Below are 22,229 nucleotides of genomic sequence, written 5' to 3' on the forward strand. Positions count from 1 at the left end.
AGATGTGTATAAGTGACAACGCCCAAGCCGAACAGGCCCCTGCGGCTCATCCGCCCGCCCGAAGCCCCGCTGTCCGTGGCCCTCTTCGAAGCCCGGCCTTCCGCGGCCTCGTCCACAGCGCCGCTCTCCGTGTCCTTCGACATCGCGCCCTACCTCCCGCTACTTCGCGACGACCGGGGCGATCTTGCTGATCGGCTCGGCCAGCGCGTTGATCGCGTCCGACAGCGTCTTCAGATCGGCCTTGGACAGCTCGTTGTGCAGCTTCCAGCCGTCGCCCTTCTGGTGCACGGCCAGCGCCGCCTCGGCCGCGGCGAACTTCTCGTCCAGCGTCTTGACCAGGTCAGGAGCCCGCTCCTCCAACACCGGCCGGAGCGACTGCACCGCGGCCTCGGACCCTTCAAGGTTGGCCGCGAAGTCCCACAGGTCGGTGTGCGACCAGATGTCCTCCTCGCCGGTGATCTTCCCGGTGGCCACCTCGTCGAGCAGCTCCTTGGCGCCGTTGGCCAGGTTCAGCGGGGTCAGCTCGGCGGCGTTCGCCTTCTCGACGATGGTCTTGACGTCGGTCATCAGCTTGTCGGCCATCGGGCCGCTCTTGCTGACGTCCTTGTGGATCCACAGGTCCTTCTCGATCTTGTGGAAGCCGGTCCACTCGTCGCCCTCGGCCAGGTCCGCCTCGCGGCCGTCGATGGCCGGGTCGAGGTCGCCGAAGATCTCCGCGACCGGCTCGATGCGCTCCCAGTACGTCCGCGACACCGGGAACAGCGCCTTGGCCTCGTCGATCTTGCCGGCCTTGACCGCGTCCACGAACTCCTGCGTCTTGACCAGCAGCGTGTCGCTCTGCGACTTGACGTAGCGCTTGTAGCTGGCGACGGCCTCGGCGAGCTTGGCGTCCGCAGTGAGCTTCTTGTGCTCGCCGGTCACCTTGAGCGGGTTGCGGATGCCCTTGCCGACCATGCCGGGCTTGCACGCGGTCTCGTACGCGCCCGCGGGCAGCTCGGCGATGAGCTCCCTGGTCAGGCCGGGCACGATGTTCTCGACCTCGGCCATGACGCGGTCGCCGGGGGCGTACACGTAGAACTCGGTCACCTTGTTGCCGCCGTTGGTGATCGCGAACGTCGTGGTCCCCGCGGCGATCTCGGACGTGGCGACCTTGCACTCGGTGTCGGACGCGGCGACGGCGATCTTTCCGGGCTTGGCGGCCTCCGGCGAGGCGGGGGCGGAGGCGGTGGTGCCCGAGCCGCAGGCGGTCAGGCCTGCAAGGGCGAGCGCGCCGAAGGAAAGACGGATGGCGGTAGGCATGATGCTCCTGTTCAGGCCGCGGGCGCGGGCGCCGGCGTGGGCTTGGTCCGCTGCGGGCGGAGGAAGAGGAAGAGGGTGGGGACGAGGTAGGCGGCCCAGGCCACGACCTCGGCGACGCTCGGCTGCGGGGTGATGTTCAACATGCCCGACAGCAGGGCGCCGTACCAGGAGTCGGCGGGGAGCACGGTGCTGATGTCGAAGGCGTACGTGCTGAGGCCCGGCACGACGCCGGCCTCCTGCAGGTCGTGCACGCCGTACTTGAAGATCCCGGCGGCCACCAGGATCAGGAGCAGCCCCGTCCAGGTGAAGAACCTGGTCAGGTTGATCGTGATGGCGCTGCGGTAGATCCCCCAGCCGATGAGAACGGAGCTGAGCACCCCCAGCGTGATGCCGATCAGCGGCTCCGGCGTGATGGTGACACCCTGCACGGAGGCGAAGAACAGCAGCGCGGTCTCCAGCCCCTCGCGGGCGACGGCGAGGAACGCCATCACGACCACGGCGAACGAGCCCAGCTCGAGCGCCTCGGAGAGCTTGCCCCGCAGCTCGCCGGAGAGCGCGCGGGCCGCCCGCCGCATCCAGAAGATCATCCAGGTGACGAACGCGACGGCCAGCAGCGAGGTGATCGCGTCGAACAGCTCCTGCCCGGTGTAGTCCAGGTGCGCCGCGGTGAACGTCAGCAGCGCCCCGAACCCGACGGACAGCGCGACGGCCACGCCGACGCCGCCCCAGACGTGGGGGAGTTTGTCTTTTCGGTCGCTCTTGACGAGGAACGCGACGAGGACCGAGACGACGAGCGCCGCCTCGAGTCCTTCGCGCAGTCCTATGAGGTAGCTGGCGAACACCGTCACTCCCGCACGCTGAGGAAAGGCTTACCTAAATTAGGGCAGCCGAAGCATACTCAGCGCAAGCCGAAAGCGACAGTCTGGTTATGGGATGACGGTGTGTGACTTGTCACCCTGCGAGGTTGTCCGCCAGCAGATCGAGCAGGGGCAGGCGGCGCACGCACTGCTCCAGCAGGAACGAGTCCGCCAGGGCGATCAGGTCGTCGTCGCCCAGCCCGCGGAACAGCTCCGCGTACTCGGGCAGCAGCGCCTGCGCGATCAGGATGTGCCTGATCAGGTCGTCGCTCTGGTAGCGGGCGCCCCACGGATACGGCTCCCAGGTGGGGAACTCCGTCTCGATCAGCGCGTGCACGGGAGCGAGCACGTCCGCGGACTCCTCCATGGTGGAGCCCCAGCGGTCCGCACCGAGCCGCTGCTTCTTGGCGATGAAGCCCCCGAACCTGTCCAGGTACGGCCCCGCAGTGTGCACCAGCCCCTGCAACCCCACGTCCTTGTACGTCCACAGCGACCAGCCCACGTTCTGGCCGTCGTAGATCTCCAACTGGTCGCGCAGGACCTGGTACCGCTGCGCGTCCACCTCCGGGTCCCCGGTGTAGACGGGCCCGAACTCGCCCACCCACAACGGCGTGCCGGTCTCGCGCTGGAAGCGGGAGCGCTTGGCGAAGCTCCGCTCCAGCTCGGCCCGGTCGCACCACTCGCCGCGGGTGTACCCGGGATAGGGCCCGCCGTGGGCGAAACCGGCAAGGGCGTAGTCGTGGAGGACGAAGACCGTGTTCTCGTACATCTCCCGAAATATCGAGAAATCGGTGGAGTACGTGTTGCCGTCCAGGAACAGGATGTGGTCCGGGTCGGCCGCCCGCACGGCCTTCACCAGGCGGTCGTAGAACGGCCCGATCACCTTGCCGGTCACGTCGCCCGGCTCGTTGACCGGGTTGTAACCGGCCACCCAGGGATTGTCGCGGTAGTGGTCGGCGATGATCTCCCACAGGTGCACCGCGCGATCCTGGAAGTGCCGGTGCTGCCAGAACGCGGCCACGTGCGTGGGGTTGTCGGAGTGCCAGTGCTGGTTCTGGGAGCCGGGCAGGGCGTGCAGGTCGATCACGCTGTAGATGCCGTGCTCGCCGAGCAGACCGATCACCCGGTCGAGGTGGCGGAAGCCGCGCTGGTCGATCTCGAAGGGCCGGTCGTCGGACTCCCAGTGGTGGTAGTTGACCGGGATGCGCACGCAGTTCATGCCCAGCCCGGCCAGCAGCGCCGCGTCCGCCTCGGTGAAGAACGAGGTCAGCAGCCGGTCGAAGAACAGCTCCGCCCGCTCCTCGCCGAGCACGGTGCGGACGGCGTACCGCATCGAGCTCTCGTTGGCCGGGTAGCCGGTGATGAAGTTCTCCATGTTCATCCAGCCCCCGAGTCCCACCCCGCGGAGCCGTACCGGCGTGTTGTCGTCCGTCACGAGCTGGGCTCCGGACACATGCAGCATGTGGTTACCCCTTCGTAGCACCTGCGGTGATACCACCGACCAGGTGACGTTCCGCGATGGCGTAGAACCCGAGCGCCGGCACCATGGCCAGGACGAGGTAGGCGAGGATGCGGGCGGTGTCGGAGGCGTACTGGCCCTGGAACTGCTGGATGCCGAGCGGCAGCGTCCAGTTCGCCTCCTCGCTGAAGACCACGAGCGGGAGCATGAAGTTGTTCCAGCTGCCCACGATGGCCAGGACCGAGACGGTGGCGATGGCGGGCCGGGCCATGGGCAGCAGGATCCGCCAGAAGAACCCGAACGGGCTGCAGCCGTCGATGATGGCGGCCTCCTCGATCTCGCCCGGGATGCTCCTGAAGAAGCCGCGCAGGATGATGATCGTCAGCGGCAGGCCGAACGCCGCCTGCGTCAGGATGACGCCGAGCGGGTTGCCGAGCAGGCCGAACGTGCGCAGCAGCACGAAGATCGGCAGGATCGCCACCGCGAACGGGAACATCAGCCCCGCTGTGAACAGCGTGAACAGCACCTCCCTGCCGCGGAAGGCGTACCTGGCGAAGATGAACCCCGCCAGCGCCGCGAACCCGACGGTCAGCACGGTCGTGATGACGGCGATGAACGTGCTGTTCCACATCTGCAGCCAGAACGAGCCAGAGCCGAGCACTTCGGTGTAGTTCGCGGTCACCCACGCTTCCGGCAGGCCGAAGGGGTTGGCGGACAGCTCGCTGTTCTCCTTGAACCCGCCGAGGAACGCGTAGACCACGGGGATGAGGATGAACGCGCCGACGATCCACGCGATCGCGTGCAGGGGCAGCGTGTTCTTCCCGGCCTGGGACTTCTTCCGATGGATCACCGGCGGCCTCCCATGGTGGTGGTCGCGCCCGCCAGATCGCGGCGCATCACGAAACGCTGGTAGACGAGGGCGAAAACGAGGCTGAGCACGAACATCACGACGCTGATCGCGCTGGCGTAGCCGACCTGGGAGCGCTTGAAGCCGTACTCCATCATGGTCACGGCCATCGTCTCGGAGGAGTGCGACGGCCCGCCCTGGGTGAGGATCCAGACCAGGTCGAACAGCTGGATCGTGTAGATGACGGTCAGGAAGATGCTGATCCTGATCGTCGGCCCGAGCAGCGGCAGCGTGATGTGCCGGAACGTCTTCCAGGTCGAGGCGCCGTCGATCTGTGCGGCCTCGATGAGCTCGTTCGGGATGTTCTGCCGGCCGGCCAGATAGATCATCATGTGGAAGCCGAAGTACTTCCACGTCATGACCAGGAACAACGAGGGCATCACGGTGTCGGGATCGGCCAGGAACTCCGATTCGATCCCGAACACCGACAGCAGCTCGTTGGCAATGCCCGAGCCGGGCGAGAGGATCAGCGAGAACAGCACGCCCGTGATCACTTCGGAGAGCACGTACGGCGCGAAGAACACCACCCGGTACAGCGCCCGCCCGCGGATGCGCTGGTTCAGCAGCATGGCGAGGGCCAGCGAGAACGGCAGCTGGATGCACACCGACAGCAGGACCAGCACCAGCAGGTGCCACAGGTCCTGCCGGAAGATCTCCGTGCCGAACAGCCGGGTGAAGTTGTCGAAACCGATGAAGTTGGTGGGCAGGCCCCCGAACCCGTTCCACCGGAACGCGCTGGAGTAGATCGCCACGAGGATCGGGGCCACCACCAGCAGGAGGAACAGCACGAGGGCGGGCAGCAGGAACAGAGTGATCGTCAGCCACCGGCCGCGCCGCTTGGCGGCAGGGGCGGGGACCGGAAGCATGACCGCCTCCGGCCCTCGGATGAGTGTCGTCATTCTTCTGTCTTCGCCACTTCGGTGATGTCCTTGCCGACTTCGTCCGGCGTCTTGGTGCCGCCGATCAGCTCGGCCACGCTGTCGTTGACCTGCTGGCCGACGGCGGGCGGGTACGCCTGGTCCAGGTAGAGCTGGTAGCCGCCGGCGCTCGCCAGCATGGTCGCCACCTGCTTGAGGTTCGCGTCCTTGACCGCGCTTTCCTCGCCCTTGAGCACCGGCAGCACGCCGCCGGACTCCACGGCCTTGGAGTGGTTGCCCATCTCCGTCATGAACTTCACGAACTCCACGGCCTCCTTCGGCGCGTCCGCGCCCACGGCCAGGCCGCCGCCCCCGCCGAACGCGTCCGTGGCCGATCCCTTGCCGCCCTCGACGGCCGGGAAGGGGAAGAAGCCGAGGTCGTCGCCCAGGCCCTTGCCCGCGTCGGCCTGCACGACGGGCGCCCACTGGCCCATCAGCTCCATGGCGGCCTTGCCGTTGCCCATCGTGGCGGCCTGCCCGTCAGGGGTGCCGTAGCCCGCTCCGAGGTAGCCCTTCTGGAACGGCTGCAGGTCGGCGAGCGCCTTGACCTGTTGTCCCGCGGCGATGAAGTCGGGCTTGGTGAAGTCCTTGTCCACGGCCGCCTGCTTGAGCGCGTCCAGGCCGGCGATGCGCATGGCTAGGTAGGCCCAGTAGTAGTGGCCGGGCCACTTCTCCTTGCCGGCCAGGGCGATCGGGGTGACGCCGGCCGCCTTGAGCTTCTTGACGTCCTCAAGGAGCGCCGACCAGGTGGCCGGAGGCTGGGTTATGCCCGCCTTCTCGAAAAGTTTCTTGTTGTACCAGAAACCGACCATCCCGATGTCGGTGGGCAGCCCGTACGTCTTGCCGTCGATCTGGTACGCGCTCAGCGCCGCCGGCGTGAAGGTCGGCAGGACGTCGGCGACGTCGTCGGAGATGTCCTTGACCAGCCCCGCGTCGACCTGCTGCTTCAGCACGCCGCCGCCCCACGTCGCGAACAGGTCGGGCGCCTTGCCCGACTGCGTGATCGTGGTGAGCTTCGCCTTGTAGGCGTCGTTCTCCAGGACGGTGGCCTTGATGGTGACGTTGGGGTTCTTGGCCATGAACTCCTTGGCCCGCTGGGCCCACAGGGACTTGAGCGGCTCGGAGGTCGACAGGTGCCACCACTCGAGCGTGACCTTCGCGGGCGCGCCGCCGCCCTGGCCGGGCGAGGAGGTCGCGGTTCCTCCACCGCCACCCCCACATCCAGTCACGAGCACCGCGGTGGCGATCAACACCAGACTGCGTTTCATAGGGGCCCCTTCTCGGCGTGGCGAAAGTTTCGTGAACCCCCCGATAATTTCTTTGACCGGAGCTTAGGTAAACGCCGTGTAAAGCGTCAACACCTCGGGAGAGAGCGACGCCAAACCGAAACTTTCGGATACACTCCCGATCGTGTCAGCGAAGAGGCGGGTCACGATCGCACTGATCGCGGAAGAGGCCGGGGTCTCCATCCCCACGGTCTCGAAGGTCATCAACGGGCGCCCGGAGGTCGCCCCGGCGACCCGCCACCGGGTCGAACGGCTCCTCCAGGAGCACGGCTACCAGCGGCGCGTCAGCCAGGACGACACGCCCGCGGGGCTGGTCGACCTGGTCTTCGCCGAGATCGAGTCGCCATGGGCCATGGAGATCGTGCGCGGCGCGGAGAGCGCCGCCCACGAGGCCGGGGCCAGCGTCGTCGTCTCGGTCCTGCACACCCACGCCGGGCCTGGCCGCGACTGGCTGGAACGGCTGGCCGCCCGCAGGACGGACGGCGTGGTGATCGTCGCCTCGAAGCTGTCGAGCGGCATCCAGTCCCAGCTCAGCGCACGTTCGCTGCCGTTCGCGGTGGTGGACCCGGAGGGCGAGCCGGCGCCCGGCGTCGTCTCGGTCGGGGCGACGAACTGGAACGGCGGCCTGGCCGCGACGCGTCACCTGCTGGAGCTCGGTCACCGGCGCATCGGGATGATCAGCGGCCCGGCGGACATGCTGTGCAGCCAGGCTCGGATAGACGGTTACCGGGCGGCGCTGGAGACGGCGGGGGTGCCGCTTTCGCCGGAGTTGGTCAGGCGTGGCACGTTCCTGGTGGACTCGGGGCACGACGAGGGGCATGCGCTGCTGTCCTTGCCGAAACCTCCGACGGCGATCTTCGCCGGTAGTGATCTGATGGCGTTCGGCGTGTTCGAGGCGGCCAGACAGCGGGGGCTTCGCGTGCCGGAGGATCTGAGCGTGGTCGGCTTCGACGATCTGCCCCTGGCCAAGTCGGCCTGGCCACCGCTGACCACGGTGCGCCAACCGCTGCAGGAGATGGCCGCGCTGGCCACTCGTACGGTGCTGGCGATGGGGCGGGGCGAGGTGCCGGAGAGCAAGCGCGTGGAACTGGCCACGGATTTGATCGTCCGCGAAAGCACCGCCCGGTACGCGTAGCTTGCCCGGCGCGCAGTGAGACGAACCTCGGTCAGCCGGCGATATCCGGCAGTTCTTCGCGGCGCTCCGGAGCGGCGATGAGCAGTCAGCGGAAGAACGATCTGCGCGGCTCCTGGCCGATCACGCTGCCGATGCAGCGGTAGAAGCGCACCCCGTCCTCGAACTGCGCCTGGGACGGCGGCATGACGTCGGCCTGCCATCTGAGCGCCGCGATGTTCCTGGCCGTGCCGACCCGGCTGGCCAGGAGGACCGTGCGGCTGCAGACCCTTTTCACTTTCGGGTGCTTGGCGAGGTCCTGCTGCACGTAGGTGTCGGAGTCCTTGGGGATCGGGGCGACCGCGAACGTCTCCCACGAGTGGGTCTCCTCGCAGCCGAGCCGCCTGGCCTTGGTGTCGCCCGTGATGATCACCAGACCGCCCCAGCACTCCGACTCCCGTACGCAGGCCGCTCCGGCGCCGCGCACCTTGGCGGCCGGGCAGTTCTGCGTGTACGTGTCGAGGCCGGTGAACACCTTGGCCGCCTCTGACGTGGCCTTCTCCGTGGTGGCCGTGCTGCCGGGCTCGGCCTGCCGCCGGGTTTCCGGCTGCTGGATGACCTGGGTATAGACGATCACTCCGGCGCCGACCGCGATCACCAGGGACAGGGCGGCGATTACCGCGACCAGCGCCTTGTTGAGACCGTGGGGTGCGGACGGTCTGGTGTCCGGCTGGCCGCCCGGCGGCGCGTCGGTGGGTTGTCGCATGACCGGGGCCTGCTGGGGGCCTGGAGCCTGCGGGGACCCCGGCCGACTCATGGGCGTGGGCACGGACGGGGTGAACGGCACGGAGGGCGAGCTGAGCGGTCCGCCATGGTGGCCCGCTTCCGGGCGCTGAGGCCCAGCGGGGCGGCCTGAAGACGGGCCAAGGGGGACGGCGGCGAGGGCGTCGCGGAGCGCGGCGGCGCTGGGGATGCGCTCGCGGGGGTCGGTGGCCAGTGCTTGCCGGAGTACGGCGGTAAGCTCCGGCGGGACGCCCGGGATCTCCGGGATCGGCAGGCGGTGCAGGGCCAGGATCATGGCCAGGTTCGGTACGCCGCTCTCGGGGAAACGCGGCGGGCGGCCGGACAGCAGGGCGTAAACGGTGGCCGCCAGGGCGTACACGTCGCCGGCCGGGCTCGGTTCGGCCAGTTCGAAGGCCTCGGGCGGCGCGTACGAGGGCGTCAGAGACTCGCGGGTGACCGAGGCCTCGGGGCCGGAGGCGGGCATGGTGGCCAGGCCGAAGTCCGACAGCGCCACCTGGCCGTACCGGTTGAGGAGGATGTTGCCCGGCTTGACGTCGCGGTGCAGGACACCCTGTGCGTGCGCGGCCGCCAGCGCGTCGGCGATGCGGACGCCCACGTCGCGGGCCTCGTCGGGGGAGAGCATCCGGCCGGACAGTGAGCCGCCGGGACACAGTTCGAGCACCATGTACGGCCGCCCGTCGGGCAGCAGCCCCGCGTCGTAGACCGGCACCACGTGGGGATGGCCGGACAGGGCGCCGGCCGCCGTGACCTCGCGGAGGAAGCGGCGTCTGTCGCGGTCGGACAGCAGGACCCGGTTGTCGACCTTGAGCGCGACCTCGCGGCCGACGGTCGACTGCAGGGCGAGATACACCACCCCGAAGCCGCCCTGCCCGAGCACGCCCTTGATCTCGTAGCCGGGCACGGATAATTCGGACACGCGCGGAAGCGTACACGGTGCGGAATCACTCGATCTTGTGTTTGAAGTCGATGGACTACCGTCTCAGGCCCGGGACCAGGCGGTCCGCCAGTTCCTCCAGGGCCTCGTTCGGCACCATACCGGCGGGGATCGATAGGGTCGTGCGACGTGACGACGGAGCTGGAACACCTTGCCGTACGCCTGCGCGAGTTTGCCCGGGCCAGGGACTGGGAGCAGTTCCACACGCCGAAGAACCTCGTGATGGCGCTGGCGGGCGAGGTGGGGGAGCTGGTGGCGGAGTTCCAGTGGCTCACCGCCGACGAGTCCGAGAGTCCCGATCCCGACGCGCTCGCCAGGATGCGGACCGAGCTGGGGGATGTGACGCTCTACCTGGTGCGGCTGGCCGACGTCCTCGGGGTGGACCTGGTGGAGGCGGCGCGGGCGAAGCTCGATGACAACGAGCGCCGCTACGACGCCGAGCTCTATCGGGGCTCGGCCAGGAAGGCGCCGCCCTCACCACGCGACGGTTGAGCCGGGCGCACGACACCTCTGGAACGGGCGGTGGCGCTGAGGTGCGGGAGCGCGGTGTGCTTTTCGTGGGCTTGAGGCCGCGCATAAGGTGACGAGCATGCGTTTTGGGGTGCTGGGACCGCTGGCCGTGTGGACCGACGCCGGCGAAGTCGTCACGATCCCGGGCCTCAAGGTCCGGGCGTTGCTCGTCGACCTGCTCGTCCACGAGGGGCACCCGGTGTCCGTGGACCGGCTCGTCGACGACCTGTGGGGGGAGGAGCCGCCGGGCAATCCGGGGGGCGCGCTCCAGGTACGCGTCTCGCAGCTGCGCAAGGCGTTCGAGGACGCCGAGGCCGGGGGCAAGAACCTCGTGGTCTCCCGCGCCCCCGGCTACCTGCTGCGCCCGGACCCCGGAGCCGTGGACGCCGCGCGCTTCGCCGATCTGCTGGCGCGGGCCGAGGCCGCCGACAGCCCGAGGACCAGGGCGGTGCTGCTGGGCGACGCGCTGGCGCTGTGGCGGGGGCCCGCGTACGCCGACTTCGCCGACGAGGAGTTCACCAGGTCGGCCATCCTCCGGTTGGAGGAGCAGCGGCTGTCGGCGCTGGAGCAGCACGCCGAGGTACGGCTGGAGCTGGGCGAGCACGGGCTGCTCGTAGGAGAGCTGGGCGACCTGGTGGCCAGACACCCGCTCAGGGAGCGGCTGCGTGCCGTGCACATGCGGGCCCTCTACCGGGCGGGACGCCAGAGCGAGGCGCTGGCCAGCTACGGCGAGCTGCGCGAGCGGCTGGCCGACGAGCTGGGCCTGGACCCAGGGCCGGAGATCGTCGCGCTCCACCAGGCGATACTGGGCCAGGACCCGTCGCTGAGCATGCCCGCCGACCGGCCCCGGACGAACCTGCCCGCCGCCGTCAGCAAGCTGATCGGCCGGGACGAGGCCCTGGCCGAGGTGTGCGCGCTGGTCGGGGAGGAGCGGCTGGTGACGCTCACCGGCAGCGGCGGGGTCGGGAAGACCCGGCTCGCGCTGGAGGCGGCGAATCGGCTGCTGGAGGGATTCGAGGACGGCGCGTGGCTGGTCGAGCTGGACCCGGCCTCCCGAGCCGAGCTGGACCAGGCGTCGCGGTCCCCGGCGGAGGCCGTCATGGCGGCGCTGGACATCAGAGAGGGCGCCGACTCAGCCGGCCTCCTCGGGCAGCTGGCGGGCGCGCTCAGACAGCGCCGGATGCTGCTGGTGCTGGACAACTGCGAGCACGTGGTCGAGCCGGTCGCCGAGCTGGCCGAGCTGCTCCTGCGGGCCTGCCCCGGCCTGCGCATCCTGGCCACCAGCAGGGAGCCGCTGTCCGTGGACGGCGAGGTGCTGTGGAGCGTGCCGCCGCTCGACGTGCCCGCGACCACCGACCTGGCGGCCATGGCCCGCTCCCACGCCGTCCGGCTGTTCGTGACCCGCGCCGCCGCCTCCGCCCGCGGCTTCGCGCTCGACGCCGGAAACGCACAGGCGGTCGCGCAGCTGTGCCGGCGGCTGGACGGCATGCCGCTGGCGCTGGAGCTGGCCGCGACCCGGGTGCGGGCGCTCGGCGTGCACGGCGTGGTGGCCAGGCTGGACGACCGGTTCCGGCTGCTGGCCTCCGGGCAGCGCGGCGCCCCCGCCCGCCAGCAGACGCTGACCGCGGTGATCGACTGGAGCTGGGATCTGCTGTCCGACGAGGAGCGCCGCGTCCTGCGCCGCCTGGCCGTGCACGCCGACGGGTGCACGCTGGAGGCCGCCGAGTCCGTCTGCGCGGAGCCCGGTCCCGGCATCGACAACCCCGGCGTCGACGTGCTCGACCTGCTGGCCCGGCTGGTCGACCGCTCGCTCGTGGTCGTCGTCGACGCCCCGGCGGGCGTCAGGTACCGGCTGCTGGAGTCGGTGTCGGCGTACTGCGTGGCCCGGCTGGCCGACGAAGGCGAGCTGGAGCCGGTACGCCTCGCGCACCTGCGCCACTACCTGGCGCTGGCCGAACAGGCCGAGCCGAAGCTGTACGGGCACGAACAGCGCGAGTGGCTGCTGCGCCTGGACAACGAGGCCGCCAACATGCGTACGGCGCTCGACACCGCGATCGCCCGAGCGGACGCCGGCAGCGCGGCGCGACTGGTGAACGCCCTGACCTGGTACTGGTACCTGCGCGGAAGGCTGGCCGAGGGCCGGCGGTCGCTGGCGGCGGCCCTGTCCGTGGCGGGGGAGCCCTCCGCGTCCAGAGCAAGGGCGGCGGCCTGGCACGCCGGCTTCGCGCTCACGCTCGGCGAGCAGGTCGAATGGGGGCCCGCGCTGGAGGCCGTCGCGGATCCCGGCCAGCGGGCCAGGGCCGAGATGTTCCTCAGCATGCACGTCGGGGACATGGCGACGGGGCAGGAGCTGATGCGCCGGGCGCTGACCACGTTCCGGGCCGTCGGCGATCGGTGGGGCGTGGCCGCCGCGCTCGCCAGACAGGCCATGGACGCCTTCACCCAGCGCGACGTCGAGGCGCTGGAGCGCCTGGCAGGGGAGAGCGTCCGGCTGTTCACCGAGCTCGGCGACCGCTGGGGGCTGCTGCGGGCCACGGAATGGCTGGCGTCGGTGGCCGAGATGGCCAACGACACCGAGCGGGCCAACCGGCTGTTCGGCGAGGGACTGCGGATGGCGGAGGACCTCGGCCTGTGGCCCGAGGTCGCCACGCGCACCGCCTGGCTCGGCTGGATCGCGATGCAGAGCGGCGACTACGACCGCGCCATCGAAATCTCCGAGCGGGCCATGAAGCTGGCCGCCGACCAGGGCTACAAGGACGGCGAGATCCAGGCGGAGATGGGCCTGGCCTTCGCCGCGCGCCGGGCGGGGCGGATAGAGCTGGCCGAGACGCACCTGCTCCGCCTGCTGGAAGGGGTGCCACGAGGCCCGGAGGTCGAGCCGGTCATGTTCCTGCCGGACGTGCTCAGCGAGCTGGGCTACCTGGTGGAGCTGCGCGGCGATCCGGCCGCGGCCCTGGCGCTGCACGCGGAGGCGCTGGCGGCCTCGCAGAGGATCGGCGATCCCAGGTCGGCCGCGTCCGTGGTGGAGGCCGCGGCCTCGGCGTCAGGGGCGAGCGAGAAGGCCGCCAGGCTGCTGGGGCTGGCGGCCGCGGCCAGGGAGCACCACCAGACGCCCGCCGGGCCGTGGGAGCTGGCCGAGATCGAGCGGGTGGCGGCCCGGGTGCGTGACGCGCTCGGAGCGGAGGCGTTCGCGGCCGCGTACGAGGAAGGGACCAACCTCAAACTGGATGATGCTCCGCATCTGCTGTGACGTGCTCGGTCAGGCGGTCGAAGAACTCGACCCAGCCCTCTCTGGCCTGCTCGGCGTGCGCCTGGTCGGTGTTGACGCCGTACTGGTGGAAGCGCATCTCGGTCTTGCCGTCCACGTCCGCGAAGCCGACCGTCACCACGGACGCGGGCCCGTCGCCCGGATCGTCGGGGTCGCCGGTCGTGAACACCAGCCGCTCGGGCTCCGTCACCTCGCGGTACGTGCCGTCGAGCGTCACCTCGAACCCTTCGTCGCCCACCAGCGTGGCCCGCCAGATCCCGCCGGGCCACGCGTCCAGGGTGAGCCGGCCGATCGGCGTGGCCATCATCCGGGGCCCGAACCAGCGGGAGAAGCGCTCGGGCTCGGTCCAGGCGGCCCACACCAGCTCGCGGGGGGCGTCGAAGACACGGATGATCTCGTATTCGGCGGTCTGGGCCATCGCTTTGTCCTCCTGGCACGGCGGTTTCGATGCTCCCAAGGTGCCGTGCCGTGCTTAAGGTCCACTTCCCGTGCCCTTAAGGGCCCCACGACGCCTTGTCCCGAGTCGCGGAAGCACCGCCGGAGCGTCGCACGCCGGGCGGGCGGGAGGCGGGCGCGGTCCATGCCGGTGTGGCAGGCTGGGGCCATGCGGATCATTCGCGCCGCCAGGGTGCTCACCGGGCGCCCCGGAGAGGTGATCCGGGACGGCGAGGTCGCCATCGACGGCGCCACGATCGTCTCCGCAGGGCCGCGCGGCAGCGCCGGCGACGCCGAAGAGGTGCTCGATCTGCCCGGCCACACCGTGCTGCCGGGGCTGATCGACGCGCACGTGCACCTGGGGTTCGACGACAAGGTGGACCCGGTGACGCGGCGCAGCGCCGAGAGCGACCACCACCTGCTGCTGCGCATGGCGGAGAACGCGCGCAAGCTCGTGTCCGCCGGTGTCACCACCGCCCGGGACCTCGGCGGTCGCGGCTTCCTCGACCTGGCGTTACGGAACGCGATCGAGGAGGGCTTGGCCGTCGGCCCGCACCTCCTGGCCGCGACCAGGCCCATCACGATCACCGGCGGCCACTGCTGGTACATGGGCGGCGAGGCCGACGACGAGCCCGCCATCCGCCGCGTGGCCAGGGAGAACCTGCGGGCCGGCGCCGACTGCCTGAAGGTGATGGCCTCGGGCGGCCAGATGACGCCGGGCGCCCCGCCGAGCTGGGTGCCGCAGTACACCACCGAGCAGATCCGCGCCATCGTGGAGGAGGCGGCCACGCGTGGCAAGGGCGTCGCGGCCCACGCCCACGCGCACAACGCGATCCGCAGCGCCGTCGAGGCGGGCGTCGCCACCATCGAGCACTGCTCGTTCTTCACCTCCTCCGGGCACCGCTACGACGCCGAGCTGGCCGACGTGGTCGCGACGAGCGGCACGTACGTCTGCCCAACCGTGCACGGCGTCTTCTGGCGGCTGCGCGACACGTTCGGGCCCGAGATGATCGACGCCTGGCTGGCCGGGGTCGTGGCCATGCGGGAGGCCGGGGTGCGCCTCATCGCGGGCACCGACTCCGGGTTCGGCGCGGCGGGCGTGGACAACCCCACCAACGGATACGTCGCCGGCCTGGAGGTGTTCGCCCACGCCGGGTTCGGCAACGCGGAGATCGTCGAGATGGCCACCGCGCGGGCGGCCGACGCCTGCGGGGTGGGCGAGGTGACCGGCACTTTGGAGGCGGGCAAGCGGGCCGACCTGATCGCGGTCCGGGGCGACCCGCTCGTCCGCATCGCCGACCTGCGCAACCTCACACTCGTCCTCGTTTCCGGACGCGCCGTCACCCAGACGGGCGTGGACACCGTGACCACGTCCGTCGGCTGAACTCTGGAGGAACATCCCATGCTGCCCTGGTCCGCCGATCTGGCCGGCCGTCTGGACCACAACGTGATCGACAGTGCCCTGCTGCGCGGCAACCCCCTGGGGGATCCGCACGAGCGGCCGCTGCTGGTGTACGTCCCGCCGGGTTACGACGACGCGCCCGACCGCCGCTACCCCTCCGTCTACGTGCTGCTCGGCTACACCGGCCACGTCACCATGTGGCTGAACCGGTCGCCGTTCCGCCGGCCGTACCCGGAGCTGGCCGACGCCGTGTTCGCCACCGGCGAGGCCCCGCCCGCGATCGTCGTGTACGTGGACGCGTGGACCGCGCTCGGCGGCAGCCAGTACGTCGACTCGCCCGGCACCGGCCGCTACCACTCCTACCTGCGTGACGAGGTCGTGCCGTGGGTGGACGCGCACTACCGGACGATCGCCGACCGCGACCACCGCGCGGTCACCGGCAAGTCGAGCGGCGGCTACGGCGCCATGGTGACCGCCATGCTGGCGCCGGACGTGTTCGGAGCGCTGGCCACGCACGCCGGTGACGCGTTGTTCGAGGTCAGCGCGCAGGTGTCGTTCCCGGGGCTGGCGCGCAGGCTGCGCGACATGTACGACGGCTCGTACGACAAGTTCCTCGCCGACTTCCGCGGCCGGCTCGCCGGCACCAAGGAGGGCGACCTGGACCTGCTGGAGATGTACGCCTACGCGGCCGCGTACTCCGCCGACGAGGACGGCACCGTGCACCTGCCGTTCGACGACACCGGCGCGCTCGTGCCGGAGGTGTGGCGGCGCTGGCTGGCCTGGGACCCCGTCATGATGGCCCGGGAGCCGAAACACGCCGAGGCGTTGCGGTCGATGCGGGCCATCTGGGTGGACGCCGGCAACAAGGACGAGTACTACCTGGACTTCGGCGCCGTCGCGTTCCGCCGGGCGCTGGAGGCGGCGGGCGTACCGGACGAGCGAGTCTATTTCGAGCTGTTCGATGCCGGGCACGGCGCCATCGAATACCGCTACCCGCTCGCTCTCGCCTGGCTCGCCCGCCGCCTGGACCCGTCAGGGGGCTGACAGGGCCTCGGTGGGGGCAGGCGATGGTGGCTCGACGCGTGCCCCCGCTAGGCTGCCTCGGTGGACACTGCGGAATTGAAGGAACGGGTACGCGAGCTGCGCGCCCAGGGCCGCTCCCCCAAGGAGATCGCGCGCGCGCTCAAGGTGCCGCCGTCCGTCGTGGCGCCGCTGGTGCGGCAGATCGCCGCGGAGACGGTGGAGACCGGCGAGCCCGAGGTGGTCGGGTGCTGGATCAATGTCGGCTGGAGCGCCGGGCTCGGCGTGGACCCCGCCCGCGGGTGGGTCGACGAGGCCCCGGATGCGGGCGCCGACGGCATGGTGTGCGTGCTGGTCGCCCGGCGTCACAACTGGGACCGGATGACGGTCTGCGGCTACCTGGTCGACGTCTTCTGCCTGGGCGTGAAGAACGCCATCGGCCCCGACGTGCTCGACGATCGCGAGCTGCGGCGCTTCCGCGAATACTTCTTCGGCGAGTACGCCGGCTGGCAGGAGGCCCCGATCGAGCTGGCCCAGCACCTGGTGTTCGGGGCGGTCGACTACGCTCGCACGCTCGGGTTCGAGCCGCACGAGGACTACGCGCCCGCCGCCGAGGCGCTCGGCAAGTGGGAGGGCGACTCGGCGATCACCTTCGGGCGCAACGGCAAGCCCTTCTACATGGAGGGGCCGCACGACGATCCCGGCAAGGTGCTGCGGACCCTGCGGCGCACGCTCTCCGACGACGACTTCGACTACGTCATCGGAGGCCGGTGACCCGCATCGTGATGTTCAGGCGGCCGGAGGCCAGCCCGGTGGCGGGGTCGCCCGTCCCCGGATAGACCTTCGGCACGCCGTGGTAGGCGAGCCGCGACGGGCCGCCGAACACGAACAGGTCACCGGAGGCCAGCTCGACGTCCATGTACGGCTTGCCGCGCGTCTCGGTGTTGCCGAACCGGAACAGGCACGTGTCGCCGATGCTCAGCGACACCACCGGGGCGTCGGACTTCTCGTCCTTGTCCTGGTGCATGCCCATCCTGGCCTGGCCGTCGTAGAAGTTGATCAGCGCGGTGTCGGGCTCGTAGGTGTCGTCGGGGCGGCCGTACGCGGCGGCCAGGGCGCGGCGGCCCAGCTCGCCCAGCCAGCCGGGGAAGTCGGCCACCTTGCGGCCGTTCACGTCGTGGGCGAGGCGCGTATACCGGTAGGGCTGCCAGTGCCACCCGACGCATACGGTCTGCACGGACATGACGCCGCCCCCGGGCAGCTCGGTGTGCCGGATCGGCACCGGGCCCGTGGCCCAGGCGCGGCAGGCCTGGACGAGGTGCCGCTGCTCGTCCAGCGTGAGCCAGCCCGGCACGTGCACCGCGCCGGGCGCGATCTCCCGCATCGGCAGTGGGATCATGAAACTTCCCTTATACGGCGTCGTGGAGGACCAGCCCCAGCGTATGCCGGAGCCCCGACCGCACGGTGCTCACCCCGTGCCGCACGGGCGAGGCCGTGGTGTAGATGTCCATACTCCTGACAACACCGCCGGGCCGCCCGAATCGCGCGGGAATCGGACGTGGTTGTCGACCGCCGCGCCCCCGGCGTACGCTCACCGCAATCTCGATCGAGGAGTGAGCATGGCCGAGTCGCGAGAGCACACCTTCGCCGGCGTACGAGGACTCAACGCGGTCCGAGAATGGCCCAACGACCGGCCACGATACGTCGCCATCCTGATCCACGGGTACGGCGAGCACCTCGGCCGCTACGAGTACGTGGCCGACCGGCTCGTCCGGCACGGCGCCACCGTCTACGGCCTCGACCACGTCGGCCACGGCAAGTCGGAGGGCGACCGGGTGCTGATCGAGGACTTCGAGGACGTGGTCACCGACGTGCACACGGTCGAGGAACGCGCCCGGGCCGACCACCCCGGCGTGCCCGTCGTGGCGATCGGCCACTCGATGGGCGGCATGATCGCCGCCCGGTACGCCCAGCGCTACGGCGCCGGCCTGGCCGCGCTCGTGCTGTCCGGTCCTGTGATCGGTGAGTGGGAGGTCGTCCCCGCGCTGCTGGCGCTCGACGAGCTGCCCGACATCCCCATCGACCCGGCCACGCTCTCCCGCGACCCGTCCGTGGGCGTCGCGTACGCCGCCGACCCGCTGGTCTGGCACGGGCCGTTCAAGCGGGCCACAGTGGAGGCGTTCGCCGCGTCGCTGAGCGCGATCGCCAAGGGTGGGACGTTCGGGGCGCTGCCCACGCTGTGGGTGCATGGGGAAGACGACCAGCTCGTGCCGCTGGGGCCGAGCCGTACCGGGATCGAGGCGGTGCGCGGCACGGACCTGACCGAGCGGATCTACCCGGGGGCCAGGCACGAGGTGTTCAACGAGACCAACAGGGACGAGGTGCTGGACGACGTCACGGCCTTCGTGGACCGCGCCCTGGCCGACCGGCCCTAGCGTCCCCGGACGGCCGCCGGCTTTCGCGGGACCACCCCGACCTTGCGTTCAGCGGACGGGGAGCCAGACGTGCCCCGAACCGCGCGTCCGCGTCAGCTCGATCTTCCAGCAGCCACGCTTCGGGAAGACGAACCCGGTGCCCCATTCCTCACCGGGCCGTTTCCAGCTCGACCCGCCATGCGCCTCCGGTCCCCAGATGAGCGTGGCCCGGGTGCCGTCCGGAAGCACGCCCCTGACCTGGAGCGGCCCTTCGCCCGTCATCCGCCACACGATCTTGATCTCCTCGCCGCGGGGGAGCGGCGGCGGGGCCTTGGCGAAGAGCAGCCCCCACAGCTCGGCGTCCTCGGCCGTCCCCTGCACCTCCGGAAACCCGTCACCCAGGAGCACCGAGGTCCCGTTGCACCCGGCACCGGTTGCGACAGGACTCAGGCTGGGGCTTGGCGCCGAAGTCGCGTTCGTGGCCGGAGCCTTCGACGGGACCGTCCCCGCCGCAGGGCGCTCACCGGCCGCGGCACCACACCCGGCAACCGCCACCACACCCAGCAGGAGCGGCGCCACCACTATCCACCTCATCGAACCTCCTCGTCCCTGCCTACTCCGGACACCGGCAGAAGGTTCCGGCCATCCCGCCACGGGCGGCCGAGGGCGGGCAGGCCGAGCGCCGACGGAGAATTCACCGCCTCGCCGATGATTTTTCCGCCACAGCCGGGTCTGCACCTACAAAGGAGGCGATATGGGCGGCGGGCCGGGAATGGCGCTGACGGCGGGTGTGGCGTTGCTGGAGCGGGCGATCAACTACACGCTAGGCAGCCTGCGCGTCGTAACCCCGGGCGCCCTCTGCCGCCCCACCCCATGCGCGGGCTGGAGCCTGGAGACGCTGCTCGACCACGTGAACGACGCACTCAGAATGCTCAACGAGGCCGCGTCGGGCGACATCAGCCTGGGCAGACTCGCCCGCAAAAGAGCCGCCTGCGGCGGAAATCCGGCGCTCCTCCTCAGAGACGACGCGACCGAGGTCCTCGGCATCTGGGCAGGCACGCTCACCGACGACGTGATCTCCATTCACGACCGTCACCTGACGAGCCCGATCGTGGCCGCGGTGGGCGCGATCGAGCTCGCCGTCCATGGCTGGGACGTGGCCAGGACCTGTGGCGAGCACCGCCCCATCCCGCCCCTCATGGCCGAGGAACTGCTCGACCTGGCCCAGCTCTTCGTCACGCAGGCCGACCGGCCGGACCGTTTCGCCGCGCAGGTGACCGTCCCGTCGCACGCGCCCGCGCAGGACCACCTGCTCGCCTACCTCGGCCGCGACCCGACCTGGCCGTCCTGTCCTGACCTGGGGACCTAACCTCAGTGGTCAGCACCCCCTACCCGGCCCCGCACTTTCCGCGCGGACACCGTACGATCACCCTGTACGCAAAGACCACCCATTCGGGGCATGGCTCTCCGTGATCCCGCGAACCCGCCACGGCCCGGCCGAGACGGTGAGAAGATCGTAAGCGGGCACCCGCTCCCACCGGGCCAGGGGGCCGACAACACGTCCGGCCGGTCGATCGGCGGCGCGGCGGCATCTGATCGCCGAGACCGGGCCGACCAACGTGGTGGCGACGACCGTTCTTCGTGCGGCCGTCGCCACCACCACACCCGCCGAAGGTGTCCAAGACTCGATCACTGGTCATGCTCAGCCTTCGTCGTCGGCGAGGACCTGGAGGACCTGCTCCCCGTATTTCGCCAGCTTGTTCTCACCGACCCCGTTCACCGTGCCCAGCTCCGCCAGCGACGACGGCGACCGGGTGGCGATCTCCCGCAGCGTGGCGTCGTGGAAGATGACGTACGCGGGAACCCCCTGCTCCTTCGCGGTGGCCCCCCGCCACGCCCGCAGGCTCTCGAACACCGGGGCGGCCTCCGCGGGCAGCTCGGCCGCCACGGGCTGAGCCTTGGCCGAGGCGGCGACCTTGGCGCGGGCCGGGCGCGGGGTTTCGCGGCGCAGCAGGACCTCGCGCTGCCCGCGCAGCACCGTCGCGCTGGCGTCCGTGAGCACCAGCGCCCCATGGGCCGGCTCCACCGCCAGCAGGTCCTGCGCCAGCAGTTGCCGCACCACTCCGTGCCACTCCGCGTTGCCCAGCTCGGTCCCCACCCCGAACACGGTCAGCGTCTCGTGCCCGTGCTGCAGCACCTTGGCGGTCTTCTTGCCGAGCAGGATGTCCACCACCTGTCCCACCCCGAACTTCTGCCGCCTCTCCCGCGCCAGCCGCAGCACCGTCGACAGCACCTTCTGGGCGGGGATCGTGCCGTCCCACGACTCGGGAGGGGTCTGGCAGGTGTCGCAGTTGCCGCAGGGCTCGGAGCCCTTCTGCCCGAAGTAGTCGAGCAGCATCACCCGGCGGCACCCCACGGTCTCGCAGAGCGCCAGCATGGCGTCCAGGTGGTGGACCTGGCGGCGGCGGTGCGCCTCGTCGCCCTCCATGGCCATCCGCCGGTGCTGGACCACGTCCTGCAGGCCGTACGCCATCCACGCCGTCGCCGGCAGCCCGTCGCGCCCGGCCCGCCCGGTCTCCTGGTAGTAGCCCTCCACCGACTTGGGCAGGTCGAGGTGGGCGACGAAGCGCACGTCCGGCTTGTCGATGCCCATGCCGAACGCGATCGTGGCCACCACGATCAGCCCCTCCTCCCGCAGGAAGCGGGCCTGGTGCGTGGCTCGGGTGCGAGCGTCGAGCCCCGCGTGGTACGGCACCGCCGCGATGCCGTTGTCCACCAGGAACTCGGCGATCTTCTCGACCGAGGAGCGCGACAGGCAGTAGACGATGCCGGACTCGTCAGGATGCTCGGTGCGCAGGAACTCCAGCAGCTGCCGCTTGGGCTCGCTCTTGGGCGTGATGCGGTAGTGGATGTTGGGCCGGTCGAAGCTGGCGACGAAGTGGCGGGCCTGGTCGAGGCCGAGCCTGGAGGAGATCTCCGCGTGGGTGGCCGGGGTGGCGGTCGCGGTCAGCGCGATGCGCGGCACCTCGGGCCAGCGCTCGCGCAGCTCGGAGAGGGCGAGGTAGTCGGGGCGGAAATCGTGCCCCCACTGCGCCACGCAGTGCGCCTCGTCGATGGCGAACACCGCGATGTCGCCCTTGGCCAGCAGCCGCGTCGTGGCCTCCACGCGCAGCCGCTCGGGGGCGAGGTAGAGCAGATCGAGCTCGCCTGCCAGGAACGCGGCCTCCACCATCTGGCGCTCGTCGAAGTCCTGCGTCGAGTTGAGGAACCCGGCGCGCACGCCGAGCGCCCGCAGCGCGTCGACCTGGTCCTGCATCAGCGCGATCAGGGGCGAGATGACCACCCCCACGCCGGGGCGCACCAAGGCAGGGATCTGATAGCAGAGCGATTTGCCGCCGCCGGTGGGCATGAGGACGAGCGCGTCGCCGCCGGTCACGACATGATCGATGATCTCCTGCTGACCCGCCCTGAACGAGTCATAGCCGAACACGCGGTGCAGAGCCTCGGAGGGAGTATCCATGCGGCTACCTTACGTGTTCGCGGGCGGACGTTGCGTGAGTTCGCGGAGGGCGATCGCGCTCAGGCGGGCGTCCCGCCGACCCTCCC

General features: G+C 70.6%; 20 protein-coding genes. 8 read left to right on the plus strand and 12 right to left on the minus strand.

Annotated elements, in window-relative coordinates; genetic code table 11:
* Positions 1 to 159 precede the first annotated feature (159 nt).
* The 6 genes from efeO to EJK15_RS37810 all read right to left on the minus strand — a co-directional run bounded on the left by efeO (position 160) and on the right by EJK15_RS37810 (position 6,707).
* Positions 160 to 1,299 carry an iron uptake system protein EfeO gene (gene efeO / locus EJK15_RS37785; RefSeq protein WP_138715274.1) on the minus strand — a complete coding sequence of 380 codons (1,140 nt, stop codon included), beginning with the start codon at positions 1,297 to 1,299 and terminating at the stop codon, positions 160 to 162.
* An 11-nt stretch (positions 1,300 to 1,310) separates the two neighbouring features.
* On the minus strand, positions 1,311 to 2,147 hold the full coding sequence (efeU, locus tag EJK15_RS37790) for an iron uptake transporter permease EfeU (RefSeq protein WP_138715275.1): 837 nt from the start codon (positions 2,145 to 2,147) through the stop codon (positions 1,311 to 1,313).
* A gap of 103 nt (positions 2,148 to 2,250) precedes the next feature.
* Positions 2,251 to 3,618: a glycoside hydrolase family 5 protein gene (locus tag EJK15_RS37795; protein WP_138715276.1), complete on the minus strand. Its 1,368-nt coding sequence runs from the start codon at positions 3,616 to 3,618 to the stop codon at positions 2,251 to 2,253.
* A 4-nt stretch (positions 3,619 to 3,622) separates the two neighbouring features.
* Entirely contained in the window at positions 3,623 to 4,465 is an 843-nt protein-coding gene (locus EJK15_RS37800) for a carbohydrate ABC transporter permease (protein WP_138715277.1), read from the minus strand.
* Complete coding sequence (locus EJK15_RS37805) at positions 4,462 to 5,421, minus strand: carbohydrate ABC transporter permease (protein WP_138715278.1); 960 nt, start codon at positions 5,419 to 5,421, stop codon at positions 4,462 to 4,464. The genes EJK15_RS37800 and EJK15_RS37805 overlap by 4 nt, the downstream gene beginning before the upstream one ends.
* On the minus strand, positions 5,418 to 6,707 hold the full coding sequence (locus EJK15_RS37810) for an extracellular solute-binding protein (RefSeq protein ID WP_138715279.1): 1,290 nt from the start codon (positions 6,705 to 6,707) through the stop codon (positions 5,418 to 5,420). The genes EJK15_RS37805 and EJK15_RS37810 overlap by 4 nt, the downstream gene beginning before the upstream one ends.
* Before the next feature lie 142 nt (positions 6,708 to 6,849).
* On the opposite strand from EJK15_RS37810, the gene EJK15_RS37815 reads away from it, so the two are divergent.
* The gene (locus EJK15_RS37815; protein WP_138715280.1) at positions 6,850 to 7,860 is read left to right on the plus strand and encodes a LacI family DNA-binding transcriptional regulator; all 1,011 of its coding nucleotides are present in this window, start codon (positions 6,850 to 6,852) and stop codon (positions 7,858 to 7,860) included.
* 85 nt (positions 7,861 to 7,945) lie between these two features.
* On the opposite strand, the gene EJK15_RS37820 is transcribed toward EJK15_RS37815, so the two are convergent.
* The gene (locus EJK15_RS37820) at positions 7,946 to 9,556 is read right to left on the minus strand and encodes a serine/threonine-protein kinase (RefSeq protein WP_138715281.1); all 1,611 of its coding nucleotides are present in this window, start codon (positions 9,554 to 9,556) and stop codon (positions 7,946 to 7,948) included.
* Between the two features lie 147 nt (positions 9,557 to 9,703).
* On the opposite strand from EJK15_RS37820, the gene EJK15_RS37825 reads away from it, so the two are divergent.
* Together EJK15_RS37825 and EJK15_RS37830 are read left to right on the plus strand one after the other, a co-directional pair.
* Positions 9,704 to 10,066, plus strand: coding sequence for a nucleotide pyrophosphohydrolase (locus EJK15_RS37825; protein WP_138715282.1), 363 nt, complete (start codon positions 9,704 to 9,706; stop codon positions 10,064 to 10,066).
* 97 nt (positions 10,067 to 10,163) lie between these two features.
* Positions 10,164 to 13,334, plus strand: a complete 3,171-nt coding sequence (locus tag EJK15_RS37830) for an AfsR/SARP family transcriptional regulator (RefSeq protein ID WP_138715283.1) — start codon at positions 10,164 to 10,166, stop codon at positions 13,332 to 13,334.
* Here the strand turns inward: EJK15_RS37830 and EJK15_RS37835 are convergent.
* Positions 13,303 to 13,770: an SRPBCC family protein gene (locus EJK15_RS37835; protein WP_138715284.1), complete on the minus strand. Its 468-nt coding sequence runs from the start codon at positions 13,768 to 13,770 to the stop codon at positions 13,303 to 13,305. The genes EJK15_RS37830 and EJK15_RS37835 overlap by 32 nt on opposite strands.
* Positions 13,771 to 13,956: 186 nt before the next feature.
* On the opposite strand from EJK15_RS37835, the gene EJK15_RS37840 reads away from it, so the two are divergent.
* Genes EJK15_RS37840 through EJK15_RS37850 form a run of 3 tightly spaced genes read left to right on the plus strand, consistent with a single transcriptional unit; the run spans position 13,957 to position 16,983 of the window.
* Positions 13,957 to 15,171, plus strand: coding sequence for an amidohydrolase family protein (locus EJK15_RS37840; protein ID WP_171074753.1), 1,215 nt, complete (start codon positions 13,957 to 13,959; stop codon positions 15,169 to 15,171).
* Between the two features lie 18 nt (positions 15,172 to 15,189).
* On the plus strand, positions 15,190 to 16,233 hold the full coding sequence (locus EJK15_RS37845; protein ID WP_138715286.1) for an alpha/beta hydrolase: 1,044 nt from the start codon (positions 15,190 to 15,192) through the stop codon (positions 16,231 to 16,233).
* A 60-nt stretch (positions 16,234 to 16,293) separates the two neighbouring features.
* Positions 16,294 to 16,983 carry a helix-turn-helix domain-containing protein gene (locus EJK15_RS37850; RefSeq protein WP_240777468.1) on the plus strand — a complete coding sequence of 230 codons (690 nt, stop codon included), beginning with the start codon at positions 16,294 to 16,296 and terminating at the stop codon, positions 16,981 to 16,983.
* Here EJK15_RS37850 and EJK15_RS37855 read toward each other — a convergent pair.
* Both EJK15_RS37855 and EJK15_RS37860 read right to left on the minus strand, forming a co-directional pair.
* Positions 16,967 to 17,608 carry an alpha-ketoglutarate-dependent dioxygenase AlkB family protein gene (locus EJK15_RS37855; RefSeq protein WP_138715287.1) on the minus strand — a complete coding sequence of 214 codons (642 nt, stop codon included), beginning with the start codon at positions 17,606 to 17,608 and terminating at the stop codon, positions 16,967 to 16,969. The genes EJK15_RS37850 and EJK15_RS37855 overlap by 17 nt on opposite strands.
* Before the next feature lie 10 nt (positions 17,609 to 17,618).
* Positions 17,619 to 17,720, minus strand: coding sequence for a 2OG-Fe(II) oxygenase (locus EJK15_RS37860; RefSeq protein ID WP_240777469.1), 102 nt, complete (start codon positions 17,718 to 17,720; stop codon positions 17,619 to 17,621).
* Between the two features lie 108 nt (positions 17,721 to 17,828).
* Between EJK15_RS37860 and EJK15_RS37865 the strand changes: the two genes are divergently transcribed.
* Positions 17,829 to 18,644, plus strand: coding sequence for an alpha/beta hydrolase (locus tag EJK15_RS37865; protein WP_138715288.1), 816 nt, complete (start codon positions 17,829 to 17,831; stop codon positions 18,642 to 18,644).
* A 48-nt stretch (positions 18,645 to 18,692) separates the two neighbouring features.
* Here the strand turns inward: EJK15_RS37865 and EJK15_RS37870 are convergent, their stop codons facing one another.
* Positions 18,693 to 19,217 carry a hypothetical protein gene (locus EJK15_RS37870; protein ID WP_138715289.1) on the minus strand — a complete coding sequence of 175 codons (525 nt, stop codon included), beginning with the start codon at positions 19,215 to 19,217 and terminating at the stop codon, positions 18,693 to 18,695.
* A 160-nt stretch (positions 19,218 to 19,377) separates the two neighbouring features.
* On the opposite strand from EJK15_RS37870, the gene EJK15_RS37875 reads away from it, so the two are divergent.
* Entirely contained in the window at positions 19,378 to 19,992 is a 615-nt protein-coding gene (locus EJK15_RS37875) for a TIGR03086 family metal-binding protein (protein ID WP_138715290.1), read from the plus strand.
* A 333-nt stretch (positions 19,993 to 20,325) separates the two neighbouring features.
* Here EJK15_RS37875 and recQ read toward each other — a convergent pair whose 3' ends face one another.
* Entirely contained in the window at positions 20,326 to 22,143 is a 1,818-nt protein-coding gene (gene recQ / locus EJK15_RS37880) for a DNA helicase RecQ (protein WP_138715291.1), read from the minus strand.
* Positions 22,144 to 22,229: the final 86 nt, after the last annotated feature.

Origin of the sequence: Nonomuraea basaltis, from assembly GCF_005893125.1 — a bacterium.
GTDB classification, from domain to species: Bacteria; Actinomycetota; Actinomycetes; order Streptosporangiales; family Streptosporangiaceae; genus Nonomuraea; species Nonomuraea basaltis.